The 16,816-nt window shown below is 42.6% G+C and carries 12 protein-coding genes; 9 read left to right on the forward strand and 3 right to left on the reverse strand.

Annotation, left to right across the window (positions count from 1 at the left end):
* The 8 genes from Q0081_RS24320 to Q0081_RS24355 all read left to right on the forward strand — a co-directional run.
* Positions 1 to 228 (forward strand): hypothetical protein (locus Q0081_RS24320; protein WP_298359906.1); only part of this gene is annotated, 228 nt, incomplete at its 5' end.
* Between the two features lie 155 nt (positions 229 to 383).
* Positions 384 to 1,007: an RNA polymerase sigma factor gene (locus tag Q0081_RS24325; protein ID WP_298359908.1), complete on the forward strand. Its 624-nt coding sequence runs from the start codon at positions 384 to 386 to the stop codon at positions 1,005 to 1,007.
* 23 nt (positions 1,008 to 1,030) lie between these two features.
* Positions 1,031 to 2,119, forward strand: coding sequence for a FecR family protein (locus Q0081_RS24330; protein ID WP_298359910.1), 1,089 nt, complete (start codon positions 1,031 to 1,033; stop codon positions 2,117 to 2,119).
* 207 nt (positions 2,120 to 2,326) lie between these two features.
* Complete coding sequence (locus tag Q0081_RS24335; RefSeq protein ID WP_298359912.1) at positions 2,327 to 5,710, forward strand: TonB-dependent receptor; 3,384 nt, start codon at positions 2,327 to 2,329, stop codon at positions 5,708 to 5,710.
* Between the two features lie 18 nt (positions 5,711 to 5,728).
* Entirely contained in the window at positions 5,729 to 7,267 is a 1,539-nt protein-coding gene (locus Q0081_RS24340; RefSeq protein WP_298359914.1) for a RagB/SusD family nutrient uptake outer membrane protein, read from the forward strand.
* 119 nt (positions 7,268 to 7,386) lie between these two features.
* A complete protein-coding gene (locus Q0081_RS24345; RefSeq protein WP_409034096.1) occupies positions 7,387 to 9,726 on the forward strand; it encodes a PSD1 and planctomycete cytochrome C domain-containing protein in 2,340 nt (779 codons plus the stop codon).
* A gap of 5 nt (positions 9,727 to 9,731) precedes the next feature.
* Positions 9,732 to 11,189 (forward strand): DUF1501 domain-containing protein, encoded by a 1,458-nt coding sequence (locus tag Q0081_RS24350; protein WP_298359916.1) that lies wholly within the window; start codon positions 9,732 to 9,734, stop codon positions 11,187 to 11,189.
* A gap of 530 nt (positions 11,190 to 11,719) precedes the next feature.
* On the forward strand, positions 11,720 to 13,774 hold the full coding sequence (locus tag Q0081_RS24355) for a c-type cytochrome domain-containing protein (protein WP_310586526.1): 2,055 nt from the start codon (positions 11,720 to 11,722) through the stop codon (positions 13,772 to 13,774).
* Between the two features lie 66 nt (positions 13,775 to 13,840).
* On the opposite strand, the gene Q0081_RS24360 is transcribed toward Q0081_RS24355, so the two are convergent.
* The 3 genes from Q0081_RS24360 to Q0081_RS24370 all read right to left on the reverse strand — a co-directional run bounded on the left by Q0081_RS24360 (position 13,841) and on the right by Q0081_RS24370 (position 15,168).
* Complete coding sequence (locus tag Q0081_RS24360) at positions 13,841 to 14,254, reverse strand: transposase (RefSeq protein WP_298359920.1); 414 nt, start codon at positions 14,252 to 14,254, stop codon at positions 13,841 to 13,843.
* The gene (locus Q0081_RS24365; protein WP_298359922.1) at positions 14,245 to 14,955 is read right to left on the reverse strand and encodes a hypothetical protein; all 711 of its coding nucleotides are present in this window, start codon (positions 14,953 to 14,955) and stop codon (positions 14,245 to 14,247) included. Before Q0081_RS24365 ends, Q0081_RS24360 begins: the two co-directional genes overlap by 10 nt.
* A 90-nt stretch (positions 14,956 to 15,045) precedes the next feature.
* The gene (locus tag Q0081_RS24370) at positions 15,046 to 15,168 is read right to left on the reverse strand and encodes a hypothetical protein (RefSeq protein WP_298359924.1); all 123 of its coding nucleotides are present in this window, start codon (positions 15,166 to 15,168) and stop codon (positions 15,046 to 15,048) included.
* Between the two features lie 186 nt (positions 15,169 to 15,354).
* On the opposite strand from Q0081_RS24370, the gene Q0081_RS24375 reads away from it, so the two are divergent.
* A complete protein-coding gene (locus Q0081_RS24375; RefSeq protein WP_298359926.1) occupies positions 15,355 to 16,737 on the forward strand; it encodes an arylsulfatase in 1,383 nt (460 codons plus the stop codon).
* The last annotated feature ends 79 nt before the right edge of the window (positions 16,738 to 16,816 follow it).

Genomic DNA, 16,816 nt, shown 5'->3' on the forward strand with positions numbered 1-16,816 from the left:
GAATATCTAAGCAAGCATCGAATTGAAATCATCAATTATGAACGCAGGAAAACCGCTGGTAAAAAGATTGGCAGTGGTTGCCTCGAAAAGGCTAATGACTTAATCGTTGCTCATCGGCAAAAAAAGAAAGGCATGGCTTGGAGCTACGATGGTTCGGAAAGTCTTGCTATTCTCAAAACAGTAGAAACTAATCATAAATGGCAACAGTTTTGGGAGAAATCTGCTTAAATAACAGAATGCCACTTTAATTTACAATACCTAAAAATTATTTCTGAATGAAGGGTATTTTTTGGCAAACCGTGTACCTGTACTTGTAACGGATTTATAACTCGTTTTAGAATAAATGGTAATATGCCAAGTAAATAGTAAAGGGTTGCAAAACCATGAAAAGAACAATCCATAAAAGCACCTCTAAAACTACTGACGAAACAACCCTTTGGATTGCTTTCAAGCAGGGCGACGTACGCGCGTTTGAGCAGTTGTACAACCGCTATTTTGAGGTTTTGGCCAACTACGGCTATCGGTACTGCACCGACAAACAGCAGCTCGAAGACGCCATTCAAGACGTTTTTGTGGATGTATGGCGGCGCCGACAACACCTTGCCGACGTAGAAAGCGTGAAATTTTACCTGTTTCGGGCATTGCGCCATCAAGTAATCCGAAACACCCGAAACGACCTGCTCGAAACCTCCGAAGACATCAACGATTTTCTTGATTTTTTGGTAGCATTTTCGTCGGAACAGCAATCAATTGAACAAGAAACCCATACCACCCAAACGCAGGCCGTCACAAAAGCCATTGCCCAACTGAGCCAACGCCAGCAGGAAGCCATCAATCTACGCTTTTATCACGGCATGAGTCTCGACGAAATGACTCAACTCATGGGCCTCAGCAAGCAGTCGGTCAGCAATCTGCTATTTAAGGCCTACAGCGTATTGCGCCTCACGATCAAAGGTATCCGTCCACTTTTACTCTTAGTTTTACAACTACCCTACCTTATCAGTTAACCACCTTTTTAGTTTTCGCTCACATGAACTATGAACATTTTCAACGCAACGATTTTCTGCACAACGACTCGTTTGTGCGGTGGGTATTGTTTCAGGAAGAAGCCCCTTTTTGGCAGGCGTTTATGCAAAAACACCCAGCCAAAGCCGACGAAGTTGCCCAGGCCCAACAACTGATTTTGGCTGTGCAAAAGGCCGAAGGAAAAAATACCCCTGCGCTCAATCAGAAAGCCGTTTGGGCCAACATCGAAGACATCATCACCGAAGAGCAGGAAGTAAAGAGCTTATCAATAAGTCGCTTGCGGCATTCGGTGGTTTTTAGGTGGGCGGCAAGTTTGGTGCTTTTGGCGGGAGCAGCTTGGCTCTGGACCACGAGGCAACCCGACCACCACGTCAATTACCAAGATTTAATAGCCGTTGTCGAAGAAAAAAAACCGCGTCAGGAAGTGGCAAACGACGGTCAAACCACAAAAAAGATACGCCTTGAAGACGGGACACTGGTGTATTTAGAAAAAGGTAGCCGTCTTAGTTTTCCCGTACATTTTGAAGCCAAACGCCGCGAAGTAGTGCTGAGCGGAGAAGCGTTTTTTGAAGTAACCAAAAATCCCGCCAAACCTTTTTACGTATACTCCAACGAGTTGATTACCAAAGTACTGGGAACTAGCTTTAGGATATCAGCCTTAGAAAATGGCAAGCAAGTAACGGTAAAGGTACAGACGGGCAGGGTGTCAGTGTACACCCAAAATCGCGTTGATACCGCTGACCCCGAAACCAAAGGCCTGCTCTTATTGCCCAACCAGCAGGCTGTTTTCAACCGAACCAACGAAATACTAAACCGAAGTTTGGTAGAAATCCCCCTGCCCATCATCGCACAAAGCCCACTCGTAAAAAGACAATTTGACGAGGTGAAGGTAGCCGAAGTGTTTGAAGAAATGGAAAAATTATTTGGCGTTGAAATCCGCTACAATGAAGACGCGCTTTCCGACTGTATTTTAACCACCACCATCAGCGATGACTCTTTATACGACCAGCTCGAAGTGATTTGTCAGACCATCGGCGCGGCTTACAAAGAGATTGATGCCCAGATTATTATCGAATCGAAAGGATGTAAGTAAATTATTTGTCATTAAACCTAATCAATATGTAAATCCAAAGTTCCTTAATCCCAAAAACAAAAAAAGAGGAAAGATGCTGTCACATCTTTCCCTTACTGAACCCGCAGGTGTGTACGAAGCACCCCGTTTTCCTGTCTTGCCTTTTCCAAAACAAAAACAATCAAATTTATGTCAAATTTCTTTACCGAAAAAAAGATTTTCTACCTTATGAAAATCACCCTCACCCCGTTGCTGTTTGTTTGTCTGTTGACTACCCTCAGTTTTGCGGAGAACACCTTTGGCCAGAAACGGCTTCAGGAAAAAATTACGCTCAATTTGAAAAACGTTGACCTCAAAGCGGTGCTCAAAAACATCGAGCGAAAAGCTGATGTTGTTTTTTCCTACCAAAAAGGCGTACTCGCCAACGACGAAAAGCTGACCATTGAGATCAAAGACGAAACCTTAGAGTCGGTATTGCAGCGCATTCTCATCCCGCGACAAATCAGCTACCAAGTCATCAAAGCCAACAAGATTGTTTTGATGCGGCGTGTTTTGGGAAACCTCCCCGAAGCATCAGAACCTAAGCCCGTTACCACTTTGCTCGACGTTAATTTAGAGCAAACCATTACAGGAACCGTCACCGATGAAAACGGATCAGAATTGCCGGGCGTAAGCGTATTGATCAAAGGAACCCAACGCGGCACCACCACGGATGCTGTCGGTAAGTATCGGCTTGTGCTCTCTGATAATAACGATATATTGGTCTTTTCGTTTGTCGGTTACCTTTCTCAGGAAATTAAAATCGGTAGCCAAACCACCCTAAATGTTTCTTTAAAACCCGATACCAAAGCCCTCGATGAAGTGGTGGTTGTGGGTTACGGAACTCAGAAGCAAAGGGAGGTAACAGGGTCTATTGCCACCATACAGGCGGGGCAGCTTGAAGATCAGCCTGTGGGGCAGTTTGCTCAGAAACTTCAGGGACGTGTTGCTGGCGTACAAATAAACCAGACATCCGGCGCACCTGGTGCGGGTATTTCCATCCGCATCCGTGGCGCAGCGTCCATCAACGCAGGTAATAGTCCGCTCTTTGTTGTCGATGGTTTTCCGATTGTAGGTGGCATTAATAACATCAATCCCAACGAAATTGAGACTTTTTCAGTACTAAAAGGAGCCTCTGCGGCAGCACTCTATGGATCAAGGGCAGCTAATGGCGTTGTGCTGATAACAACCAAGCAGGCCAAGCCCGGGAAAACGTCCATCCAGTTCAGTGCAACGTATGGTGTTGCCACAGTGCCACAGCGCGGTCGCGCAAAGCTCATGAATGCCAAAGAGTTTTTGCAGGACAGAAAATCAATTTTTGAAGACAAAATTAAATACGAAGGTTGGACAGGTGGAATTCCTGAGCTGTATCAAAATCCTGAAGCCTATACAGGTAAAAGTACGGATTGGTATGAGGAACTTTTACAACCAGCTGGACAGAATAGTTATAACCTTTCGCTGCTATCCAACAAGGATAACTTCAGTACAGCGACGACACTGGGCTATTACAAGGAAGAGGGTTCAGTCATCAATTCTGATTTTCAGCGGTTTTCCCTTAGGTCAAATAACGAATATACAGTCAACAAGGCAATTAAAGTAGGCGTCAATATTGCACCAACTTTCCAGGTTGCCAATAATCCGATGACATCAGCATTGAATAATTCAACGGGCGATGGATTTTATGGCGTCATTTATTCAGCCATTATTACGCCGCCCATTTTCTCGCCGGACGATACCAATCCGGATGGAACACGGAAGGTAAGCTTTACCGGTCCTGGCTTATTTACATTTCCGAACTGGAAACGCTCTCTTGAGGAAACCACTAACAAAATGAACTCGACCAGGTTGCTGAGTAGTGCCTATATTCAAGCTGAATTCCTAAATGACTTCAGGTTTAAGAGTTCTGTTTCTATTGACCTCCAAAGTCAAAAACAAAGGATTTTTAGTCCATCAACTGTGGGAACCATCTTTGCCAATGCTCCAAAATTGGCGACAGGTGCTTATGCAACAACAAATTACACTTCTTGGCTGACGGAAAATACGCTGAATTACAACAAAACAATTGCAAAAGATCATTCCGTAGAGGTACTTGCGGGATACTCGGCTCAATTTTTTCGGCAGGAGTACAATGCTCTCACAGGCACGAGTTTTCCTGATGATGCGGTGAGCTGGATTGATGCCGCGGCGATTAGAAACGGCAGTAGCAACTCGACGGAATGGTCGCTCCTCTCCATGTTCAGCAGATTGAACTACAATTTGAAAGGTAAATATTTACTATCGGCTTCCATACGTAGGGACGGCTCATCTCGCTTTGGATCCGAAAACAGATGGGGAACTTTTCCTTCCATTTCGGCAGGCTGGATTATTTCGGATGAAGGGTTTGCACAAAGGTGGAAAAAGCTAAGCTACTTGAAAATCAGAACTGAATTTGGTGACGCTGGAAACTTTAACATCGGTAACTACAGCCAGTTTGGTAACATTAACTCTACAAATTACGTTTTTGGCGGATCACTCGTTCAGGGCCGTAGCCCTTCTACAATTGGCAATACCCAACTTACCTGGGAAACAACACGTGGCTTTGATATAGGGCTTGACGTCGGTTTGTTCAAAGACCGTGTTTCGTTAACACTTGATTATTACAACAAAAGCACAAAAAACATGCTCTATCAGGTTGACATCCCCAATGGAGCCGGCTTTTCCAATATTCAGGACAACATCGGTGAGTTTCATTTTTGGGGATACGAGTTTGGCGCCACCACAAAAAATCTGGTTGGGGACTTGAAATGGAGCACCGATTTTAACATATCGGTGAACCGTAACAAAGTAATAAAGCTGGGTACTAACAATACACCGATCGGTGGTCTCGGCGAGTATTCTTCGGGTATTTGGAAAACTGAGGTAGGGCTTCCGATGGGTCAATTTTACGGCTATGTTTTCGACGGAATTTATAAAAACCAGGCCGAATTTGATGCAGGTCCTAAGCATAGTACCTCTAAGGTAGGGACGATGCGAATGAAAGATCTGAACGGGGATGGCGTGATCAACACCCTGGACCGGACTTACATCGGAAATCCGAGTCCCCAATTTTTGTTCGGTATCAATAACAGCCTCACATACAAGAATTTTGATTTAAATCTAGTCTTTTCCGGAGCGTATGGCAACAAAATGTATTACTCCCTGGCCGAGTGGAGCGAAACGCTTGAAGGGATTTTTAATGTTGAAATATACATGAAAGATCGCTGGCGTTCGCCTGAAAATCCGGGTGCTGGGTTAGTTGGCCGCTCGTTGTCCGGAACAACGGCGTTCCCCAGAACCAATCAGGACAGGCTTGTACTGGACGCTTCCTATTTAACATTGAAAAATATTACGCTGGGATATACTTTGCCTAAAATTAGGAGCGTTGCCAAAGCCCGTATTTTTCTGAGTATCCAACAGGCATTTATCCTTACGAAGTATAAAGGAGCGAATCCTGAGGCAAGTCTTAATGGTTTAAGTGGTTTGAGTGAGGGTGTAGATGTGAGTCCGTATCCGACCCCGCGGACAGTCGCCATAGGCCTCAATTTCAATTTTTAATCTCAAAAATCTTACATCATGAAAAGAACATTATATTTTCTTGCCTTCACTGGAGTGTTCCTTGCTTCGTGTTCGGATGAATTTCTGAATCGCGTTCCGGAAAGTTCGGTCACTTCTGGTAATTTCTACAAAACAGAAGCCCAGTTTGACCAGGCGCTTGTCGGAGCTTATGCTTCGGTACGATCAGCAAAAGGCTCTATTGCTTCGTGGACGATGGGTGAAATGCGCTCGGATAATACGCACCTGGAATTCAACAACACAAACCGCGGAGGGGGGTACGTTGAACGCGAGGACACTGATTTTCTTATTGACCGCAATGTCAGCAATACGGTCGCAGACAAATACAACACTGCATATGTAGGGATTGGTAGGTGTAACAATATTTTGGATTTTGTTACACCAGCAGGTTTAAGTCAGCAAGCATCTGACAGGCTGGTGGGTCAGGCCAAATTTCTTCGGGCACTTTTTTACTTTGACCTAGTCAGATATTTTGGGGGCGTACCGTTGTACCTTAAAGCCGTTCAGGGCGCACAAGATGCTTATATTCCGCGTTCATCTGTTGATGACGTTTACAAAGCGATCATTGCGGATCTAAAAGATGCCATCTCCAAATTGGGTGCTCCCACTTTTCCTCAAAATGGAAGGGCCACGCAAGGCGCTGCAAGAATGTTGCTGGCCGACGTTTATCTCGTGCAAAAGAATTTTCCAGGGGCAGAAACAGAGCTAAAAAGTGTACTACAAATGGGTTATCAATTACTCTCAGACTATGCGTCTGTTTTTGCATTAGGCAATAAAAATAGCAGGGAGTCCATTTTTGAAATTCAATACCAGCAGGGGAACCAGGGGCAGAACAGCGATTTTCTATATCCGTTTCTACCGCTTTCATCCGACGTAAAAATCATTACTGGAATACCTTCGCAGAACCGTCAGGGTGGGGGTTGGAATACGCCAACCTTTGAAATGATCGGTACCTATGAGACGGGAGATAAGCGTTTGGAAGCATCAATTGCGGTGGCAGAAGGAACAGGTGTCGTTGGCGACATGGTTATTGAAGCGGTAAAAACTCCGGTTGGGTATAAAGTTCCGACAGGAAAAAGAGCATATCCGTTCATTAAAAAATACCTTCATCCTCATAGTTTGGAACAAAATACGGATGATAATTTTCCGATTTACCGTTATTCCGACGCACTGCTTTCCATGGCAGAGGCTTTGAACGAACAGAATAAATCTGCAGAAGCGCTCACCTATTTGAATCCAGTTCGCGTTCGCGCGGGTTTGCCAGCTGCTACTGCTTCAAACCAGGCTGCTTTGCGCGAAATTATTTTACATGAACGACGCGTTGAATTCGCATTTGAGAATAAGCGATGGCTGGATCTGGTGCGCACAGGAAATGCGATCGATGTGATGACTAAAAATGGAGCGTATATTAAAGCTGCCGCTGCAGGTCAATCTTACATCCCGACCACCAGCTACGTTGTTACGCAGCAAAAGTTATTGTTCCCAATTCCCAACCGCGAAGTACTGATTGGAAACCTAGAACAGAATCCGGGTTATTAACAATGATTTCGGTTAAAATTTTCAGAAGTGCGCTGGGCTGGTTCCTTCACACTTCTGAAAGTAAAAAAAATGGTTTTTATGCTTTATAATAATGGTGAAAGCGATTTTAAAAAAATAAGATGGACAAGATGTCAGGCAAATTTTCCGTTTTTCCACCAGTACTCTGTTTTGTAATTATTTTGAACGGTTGCAGCAGTGATATGGGTGATTCTGCCGCCCAGCAAGTTCCCGATAAGGTCAGCTACAATTTCGATGTCCGCCCGATACTCTCTGATAAGTGCCTGGTCTGCCACGGTCCAGATGCAAATAAACGCGAAGCCAGTTTACGGCTTGATATTGCTAAAAGTGCATACAAAGCATTGGCGGAGAACCCTTCTGCACACGCGCTCGTTCCGGGGGAACCAGAGTTATCCGAGGTATTTCTTCGTATCTCCACATCTGATACAAATGAATTAATGCCCCCCAAATCTTCCAACCTGAGGCTTTCTCAATATGAGGTAGCGGTTATAAAGAAATGGATCAAGCAAGGCGCCAAATATGAAAAACACTGGGCGTTTGTGGCACCGAAGCAGCAGGTTATTCCAAAGGTAAAAGCGAATGGATGGCCTAAAAATGAAATTGATTATTTTATTCTTGCTAAACAGGAACAGGCTGGACTGACCCCAAATGCTGAGGCGGACAAAGAACGCTTGCTAAGGCGGGTTTCCCTTGACCTGACAGGATTACCTCCGAGTCTGGAAATGATGGACGCGTTTATAGCGGACAAAAGTGATGATGCCTATGAAAAAGTACTTGATCAATTGCTGAAAATGCCACAATATGGCGAAAGAATGGCACTGCCATGGCTGGACGTGGCCCGATATTCAGATTCCTACGGATACCAGATGGACAATTTCAGAACACAGTGGCCGTGGCGAGATTGGGTGATCCATGCATTTAACAAGAATATTTCCTACAAGGATTTTATCACCTGGCAACTGGCTGGCGATTTGATGCCAAATGCGACGAAGGAACAATTACTCGCGACTGGATTTAACCGCAACCACAAAATTACCGAAGAGGGAGCTGTGGATGAGGAAGAATACCGAATCACGTACGTGACCGACCGGAATGATACTTTTGGAAAGGCGATGCTGGGTGTCACGATGGAATGTGCACACTGTCACGACCATAAGTACGACCCTTTCTCCCAGAAAGAGTATTATCAGTTGTTCTCGTTTTTCAATAATGTAAATGAAATGCGGCCGACCTATACGGCCATTGACCCATCAGCAGGTAAGCCCGAGGCGTATGCAAAAAAACCGATGATGGAGATCAGCAACAATGATGTAAAAAATATTTTGAGTTTCGTTAACAAGCAGGATACCAGTAGGCTGATCGTTTCGGTGATGGGAGACCTCGAGACGACACGTAAAACTTATATTCTGCAACGGGGCGTTTTTGACTCCTACGGGCCCGAAGTGCAACCGGGCACACCGAATGCCATTTTAGCGTTCAATTCCAAATTTCCTAAGAATAGGCTGGGACTTGCGCAATGGCTTTTTGACCGTCAAAATCCTTTAACAGCCCGGGTTTTTGTCAACAGAATCTGGCAGGAGTTTTTTGGCAGAGGAATCGTGAAAACATCTGGAGATTTTGGTATGCAGGGAGAATTGCCCACACATCCTGCGTTGCTCGACTGGCTTTCTGTTGATTTTATGGAGCACAACTGGGACATTAAACGACTGGTAAAACAGATCGCTACCTCGGCAACATACCGGCAATCGGTTGTGGTGAGCAAAGAAAAACGGAGCGCTGATCCTGAAAATATTTTCTTATCACGATCGCCGCGCTATCGTATTCAGGCCGAATTTGTGAAAGATATGATCCTATCCAGCAGTGGATTATTGAATAAAACAATAGGTGGACCAAGCGTGAAACCCTATCAGCCAGAAGGATTATGGGAGGGAGCCACGGCTGGAGGTGGCGGCCTTTTGTCGGTTTACCGGCAGGATCACGGCCAAAGCCTTTACCGACGTGGCATGTACACATTCATCAAACGAACAGTTCCTCCTCCCTCAATGAGCATTTTCGATGCGAGTAATCGTGATTTATGTGAGATACACCGACTAAAAACAAACACGCCGTTACAGGCGCTTGTCATGCTCAACGACCCGACAGTTTTGGAAGCGTCGAGGGTTTTGGCCAGTAAACTTTTACTGGAAAAAACACAGACAAAGGAGAAATTAATCAAAGCTTTCCGCCTTATTGTCAGCAGAAAACCAACGGAAAAGGAAATTGAAGTGATTACTGGATATTATGCAGAAGAACTCAGAACAATGAAAAGCCAGAATGCGGAGCAACTGCTGACAGTGGGTGAATATCCTATTCCCCCGAAGGTGGACCGTATAATGCTGGCTGTTATGATGCGAATAATTTCGACGATTTATAATTTGGAAGAAGCTATTACAAAATCCTGACTGATATGGAAAAAGAAATGCTTGAACATTACTTGAGTTTCAACAGACGCAGGTTTTTGTCGAAACTAAGCTTGGGAATAGGCAGTATGGCGTTAGGCTCACTGCTAATTCCAGATCTTTTCAATGGTGGTGATACGGATGATGACACAGCTTTTACACCAGGCATTCCAAGTTTTGCGCCGAAAGCAAAGCGCGTCATTTATTTGTTTCAGAACGGAGCACCCTCTCAGTTAGAATCCTTTGATTATAAGCCGAAATTGCGTGAAATGTCGGGACAAAACTTACCTGCGTCGGTAAGAGGCGGGCAGCGTTTAACGGGTTTTACGGCTACGCAAGCTAATTTGCCGCTTGTTGGTTCTTTTACCGATTTTAAGCAATACGGTGAATCACGCGCTTGGGTTAGTGACTTGTTTCCTCATACTGCCAAAATCGTGGACGATCTTTGCATCGTGCGTTCCATGCATACTGAAGCCATTAACCACGATCCGGCTATTACGTTTTTTCAAACCGGTTCGCAACAGGGCAACAGGCCTAGTATGGGTGCATGGCTGAGTTATGGATTGGGTAGTGAAAATAAAAACCTGCCCGCATTTACTGTCTTGATTTCGAGAGGAAAAGGAAATGCGCAGGGAGTATATTCCAAACTGTGGTCTAATGGATTTCTGGATTCAATTCATCAGGGAGTCCAGTTCAGCAAAGGTGAGGACCCTGTTTTGTACCTCAGAGATCCGGAGGGAATGAACAAAACAGACCGCCGGAAAATGCTGGATAAGCTCTCGACGCTCAACCAACTTGCCTATAATGAGTTGGGAGATCCTGAAATAAACAGCAAGATCAGACAATATGAAATGGCCTACCGAATGCAGACCGCTGTGCCTGAAACGCTTGATATTTCGAAGGAACCAGACGATATCATCAAACTTTATGGGACGGATTGTATGGTTCCCGGTACATTTGCTGCAAACTGCCTTCTTGCCCGAAAATTGTCTGAAAACGGTGTACGTTTTGTGCAGCTTTATCATCAGGGCTGGGACCAACATGCCGATTTGCCAAGAGATATTTCTTGGCAGGCAAAAGATGTGGATCAGGCGTCCGCAGCATTGGTTACGGATTTGAAACAAAGGGGTTTACTTGACGAAACACTGGTGATATGGGGGGGGGAATTTGGTCGTACGAATTTCAGTCAGGGATCCATTACCAAAGATAATTACGGCAGAGATCACCATCCGCGTTGTTTTAGTATATGGATGGCCGGCGGGGGCATCAAACCAGGAATTGTTTATGGAGAAACGGACGAATTCGGTTATAACATTTTAAAAGACCCTGTCCATGTACATGATTTTCACGCAACTGTTTTGAATCAATTAGGTTTGGATCATGAAAAATTGGTTTTTAAACATCTTGGGCGCAGGTTTCGGCTCACAGATGTTGCGGGCAGAGTTGTCAAAGATATTATCGCTTAAATATTCAGGAATAGTAACCATTTAACTTAGGTTTCGGTAATATTGAAAGAAGTGTTTTGAATTATTTCAAAATACTTCTTTGTTTTTCTTTTAATTTAGAATATATTTTTTACAAAAATTCAAACTGGTATAAATTGTCAAATTTGTAATGTTAAAAACCTTAATACGAGAATGTAAGTTAGGATATTTATTATTACTAAAATACCAATAAATAACTTTTTCTCAATTAATTATTGCCGAAACTTAGATTATAACCAATCTTTCCCACCCCCCCAAATTTAATTTGGGCATTTAATTTATATAACTTAATGATGCCATTCAGATATGCCAATAATAGACTTTTATTTTTAAGGTATTTTTAACTTCCAATTAAAGTATACACCTTTTTTTTAATTTACAATGTTTTAATGAAAATCGGTTTAAAAAAGTTTGCTGAGCAGCTGTTATTTGCTTCCAATTTTTTCATTGCATTTCTTCTTTTATTTGAAAGCAAACTCATTATTCCCCTTTGGCTTCAACCCATCGGTAGAATGCATCCCCTCATTCTCCACTTCCCAATCGTGATTTTATTGTTCGCAATGATTATGGAGTTTTTTAGGTTTAAACCTGAAAATGCCGTGAACACATTCTACACTAATCTACTACAAAACCTTCTTTTGATAGGGACCCTTTTTGCCGCGCTAACGGTGATTATGGGGTTGTTTCTTTCCAAAGACGAGGAATACGCGGGCGACACTTTGTCTTGGCACAAATGGACAGGCGTTGGAGTGTTTTTCTTCGCATCGTTAGTTTATTGGATCAGAAATAATGGGTGGTACAAAGCACCTGTGGCAAAAGTGGGAGCACTAATTACACTGCTCGCGATTGTCTTGACAGGTCACTTTGGAGGGGCGCTTACCCATGGTGAGGATTTTATATTTGAATCGATTTTGTCGAGCAAAACACCTTCAGTCGTGCCCGTTGAAAAAGCAATTGTTTTTGACGATGTCATCATGCCAATTTTTGAACAAAAATGCGTGAGTTGCCATAATCCTAATAAGCTTAAAGGTGAATTGATGCTTACCGATGCAAAGTCCCTTTTGAAGGGAGGGGAGTCGGGTAAACTCTTTGTTCCAGGTAATCCGGCAATCAGTTTGCTGCTTGAACGTGTGCACATGCCCATTGAAGAAAAGAAGCACATGCCTCCATCTGGAAAGCCCCAATTGACAACGCAGGAGATTCAAATACTGGCTTTATGGGTGAAGGCAGAAGCGAGTTTTAAACAAAAAGTATTAGACTTGCCAGCTAATGATTCATTACGCGTATTATCCACCGCCCGGTTGAAACCATCCGAAATTCAGGATGAAATCTATGATTTTGATGACATTGATGAGGGAGCCATTACAAAATTGAATAACGATTATCGCACCATATCAGTAGTTGCAAAAGAATCGCCCGCTGTTTCGGTGAATATTTATAATCGTTCGGCTTATTCTATGAAGCAGCTTGATGAATTGGATGCCATTAAAAAGCAGATTGTGTCATTGAATCTGAACATGTTACCAGTCAAAGACGCCGATCTTAAAACTGTTAGCAAGTTTGAAAACCTTCGGAAGCTTAATCTGAATTTTACAGATATTACTTCGGATGGTCTAAAAGAATTGTCTTTACTGAAACATCTTCAAAGTCTTACACTTTCTGGAACAAAAGTGAATTTCATAGGATTGAAAACGCACCTTCCTTCTTTTAAAACCTTGAAAATGATTTCTATTTGGGAGACTGCATTAACGGTTTCTGAGATTGATCAATTGAAAAAGGCCAATAAAAACCTTACGATTATTGCAGGGTTTAGAGACGATGGAAGCAACCCAATTCAACTCATCCCCCCGCAGGTAACCAACAACTCAATGATTTTTAGCAAGCCAGTTTTGGTGCAGTTGGCACACGCCGTCAAAGGCGTAGATATTCGCTATACTACCGATGGAACACTACCTGATAGTGTTCATTCTCAGCGATTTACAGGACAAACTACGTTAGAAAAAAGTACGACGATTCGTGCCAAAGCCTTCAAAAATGGCTGGTTGGGAAGCGATGAAGTTGTGTTTGATTTTTTTAAAAATGCCTACAAACCCGACAGTGCGCGCTTGCTATTGCCACTCAATCGGCTATATCAGGCGGCAGGTGCCAATACGTTTTTTGATGAAAAACTTGGTACTTTCAATGCAAAAAGCCCCGCTTGGACCAACAATTGGGCAGGCGTAACAAACAACGATTTGGTTTTAGTATCGGAGTTTAAAACACCTATTTTGCTGTCATCCGTTGGTTTGCGTATCATGGAAGATGTAGAAACCAGGATTTTTCCTCCCGAATCCATTGAAGTTTGGGGTGGTGCCGACAAAACCAAAATGAAATTGATTGCTAAATTCAAGCCGAATATTCCGTCGAAAATGCGAACTCATTTGCTGACCGCCGTGGGAGGTAAATTTAAACCGCAAACGGTCTCTTATCTCAAAATTATAGCGAAGCCATTGCAGAAAATTCCTGAATGGCACAGAAGCAAGGGGACGACTGCTTTGCTGTTGGTGGATGAAATGTTTTTGAATTGACCCTAAACTTCTATGGAATACACTTTAAAAGCTCATTAATTTCTTTATCAGTTAAGTTGTCTTTTACTAAGGCCGAAGATTTCTTTCAACTGCCTGACTGTAAGTTATTTGAATATCAATCCATCTGATTAATTTTTCAATATACTCTTTGCAGAGGCTTACAAAATCAGGCTTGATATTTTTGAGACCTCGGCGTAGTACATCAATTCCCTGTCTAAAAAAGCTACGTGTCGAATATCCATTCTTTTGAATTTTTATTTTTTGTACTTTTTTAACATAAACCTCTCCAAACTTTACACAAATAGCCACTGCAATACTGACAAATACTAATAGTTTACTTAACTTTTTGCTACATCTTAAATGAGTGGATTCTAAATCAAATCCTCTTCCCTTAAATGTTTGAAATAGCACTTCTATACACCATCTTCTTCGATAGAATCTTCCTAATTGTTTAGCAGGCAAGTTACCAATTAAAAACAAAAATCACCATCTTTTAAACGTTTTATCATTGTATTGCACCAAACACCATCCACTTGGCAGTCTTGAAAGTAACGTTCTGCTTGGGTATGTAGCAATTCTTCTATTGAATAACTATTTCCATTTTTTAACATAACTAAATGACTTTTAGGAACACGCATACAAAATTTTATGTCATTGACTTTCAAATACTTAACCCATTCAACACCTATAAACTCTCTGTCTCCTACAATCAGACCTATTCGGTCTTTTCCAATAACATTCAATAATTTCGATAACAAATTAATACGGTCCTTGCAATTACTATTACCTGAATTATTGTCTAATAATGACCAGTATAATGGAATGCCTACTGACCCATTTTTAGCTACTATCATTAAAATATTGCATTGATAACTTCCAAAATCCCACTCTGCCCTGTCAATCGAAGGTGTAAGTTTCCCCTTTGGTAAGAACATTATTATAAGTAAGCAAACTTGGTCAAAATCAAATTCATAATCTTTAAAAAAAGACTGAATTGTTCTTTCAACTGATTCCGTTTTAGCATCAGACTCTATATGTAACGCTATTTCATTAAATTGTACTTTTCTGCTATCTATCACTCCTAATAAAAAAGAAGAAATAAATTTTTTACGAGCCAAATTGGTCGCTAATGGAATTTTATCAAGCAATTTAATAACTTCGTCCCTAATGATTCTTTTCATTCTTTAAGCGGGGCCGCCCGTGCGGCTGATTTGATGTTTGAGCACCTCAAAATTCAGCCTTTTTGTTTTATCAGACAATTTCCTTCGGGTTCAGTATGTGTCTTTCTCTGATTTATCATAAATTGAGAGGAGGTAAACGGTGTTATCGGCAATCACAAAATTGATAATGATTCTTGCTCCCCCACTTTTACCCTTGCCCTTAATTTGTGCCATTTTTTATATCATTTTAATTCTATTTTCTTTTTTAGAATTATCAAATTTTGCAGGCGGTAAAATCGGTACGAGAAAATTCAACAAAGACCGGGATTATTTGTGGCCTGTTCCCACGGTGGTATTGCAAAACAATACCGCCTTAGAACAAAATCTGGGGTATGGTAAGTAAAAACGAATCTAAATAGAATGAAATACTCAATCATCATCGCACTGCTTCTCACAGTGGGCATTTTTGGTTTTAAAAACACAAAACCAACGTCCAAACCCAATATTATCTACGTCATGGCCGACGATTTAGGATACGGAGATCTGAGCTGTTACGGACAGAAAAAGTTCAAAACGCCCTATCTCGACCAAATGGCCGAGGAAGGTATTCGGTACACCGACTACCACTCCGGCAGTACGGTTTGTGCGCCCTCGCGCTGTGCTTTGATGACAGGCAAACACATGGGTCATGCCTATATCAGAGGCAATGGCGAAATACCATTGCGTGATGAAGACTTTACCGTCGCCGAGTATCTTAAACAAAATGGCTATCATACGGGTATTTTTGGGAAATGGGGCTTAGGGCAAGCTGCCAACGCCGGCTCACCCGAGAAGCAGGGTTGGGATGAGTTTTTGGGCTACACCCACCATGTTCATGCCCATCATTTTTTTACTAATAATTTGTGGACGATCAAGGACAAAAAAACGGTTATCCAGCCAATTGATTCTTTGCGCCACACGCATTTGTATGTAATGGATGCCGCTTTGAATTTTGTCAAAAACAACCAAGCAAAACCTTTCTTTATGTATTTGGCCATCACGATGCCACATGCTGAGGTTTTTGCGCCTACGCCTGAGTCGGTTACACCTTTTTTAACTGCTGACAAAACAAGTACGTTTCCTGAAACTCCTTTTATCCAAAAAGCGGGCAATTATCGCTCACAGGCGCAACCCAAAGCCAATTTTGCAGGTATGGTCACTCACTTAGACCGAGATATGGGACGTTTAATGGAATTATTAAAATCACTTGATTTGGCGGAAAACACCTACGTTTTCTTTACTTCTGACAACGGCCCGCACCAAGAGGGCGGAGCAGATCCCGTGTTTTTTGATAGCAATGGACCACTGAATGGCATCAAACGCGATATGTATGAAGGCGGAATCCGAGTCCCGCTGATTGCTTGGGGAGGCAAAGTAAAAAAAGGTTTGACCAACAACGACGTCTTGGCCAACTGGGACTTTTTCCCAACCGCCGTGGAGTTGGCAGGTGGTAGAAAAACCCAAGATTTAGACGGCCTTTCTTTTGCTAATACGCTCAAAGGAAAACCCTTGAAGAAAAAACACGAATCGCTTTATTGGGAGTTTTATGAGCGCGGTTTTGACCAGGCAGTAAGACTGGGAGAAGAGTGGAAGGCTGTTAGGTTAAGTGCAAAAGGCGGCAAATTGGAACTCTATAACCTAAAAACAGACTTGGGTGAAGAAAATGATGTAGCATCCCAATATCCTGATATCGTCACCAAAGCCGAAAAAGCTTTTGCCTATAACCGAGTAGTGTCAGACACGTGGCCTCTAAAGAAGAAGTAAATTTTTCAATACTGCTAGTGTTTTGGCAATTTAATTTTAGTTATTAATTTTGAGAGTAAAACATTTTATTCTCATGGCA

The sequence above is a fragment of the Runella sp. genome, assembly GCF_027484545.1.
Taxonomy (GTDB): Bacteria; Bacteroidota; Bacteroidia; order Cytophagales; family Spirosomataceae; genus Runella.

Bases quoted from the DNA above. Each gene is read 5' to 3' on its own strand.
- Q0081_RS24350 (WP_298359916.1), top strand. From the start codon at position 9,732: ATGGAAAAAGAAATGCTTGAACATTACTTGAGTTTCAACAGACGCAGG.
- Q0081_RS24375 (WP_298359926.1), top strand. From the start codon at position 15,355: ATGAAATACTCAATCATCATCGCACTGCTTCTCACAGTGGGCATTTTT.
- Q0081_RS24330 (WP_298359910.1), top strand. From the start codon at position 1,031: ATGAACTATGAACATTTTCAACGCAACGATTTTCTGCACAACGACTCG.
- Q0081_RS24370 (WP_298359924.1), bottom strand. From the start codon at position 15,168: ATGGCACAAATTAAGGGCAAGGGTAAAAGTGGGGGAGCAAGAATCATT.
- Q0081_RS24345 (WP_409034096.1), top strand. From the start codon at position 7,387: ATGGACAAGATGTCAGGCAAATTTTCCGTTTTTCCACCAGTACTCTGT.
- Q0081_RS24325 (WP_298359908.1), top strand. From the start codon at position 384: ATGAAAAGAACAATCCATAAAAGCACCTCTAAAACTACTGACGAAACA.
- Q0081_RS24335 (WP_298359912.1), top strand. From the start codon at position 2,327: ATGAAAATCACCCTCACCCCGTTGCTGTTTGTTTGTCTGTTGACTACC.
- Q0081_RS24365 (WP_298359922.1), bottom strand. From the start codon at position 14,955: ATGAAAAGAATCATTAGGGACGAAGTTATTAAATTGCTTGATAAAATT.
- Q0081_RS24355 (WP_310586526.1), top strand. From the start codon at position 11,720: ATGCATCCCCTCATTCTCCACTTCCCAATCGTGATTTTATTGTTCGCA.
- Q0081_RS24340 (WP_298359914.1), top strand. From the start codon at position 5,729: ATGAAAAGAACATTATATTTTCTTGCCTTCACTGGAGTGTTCCTTGCT.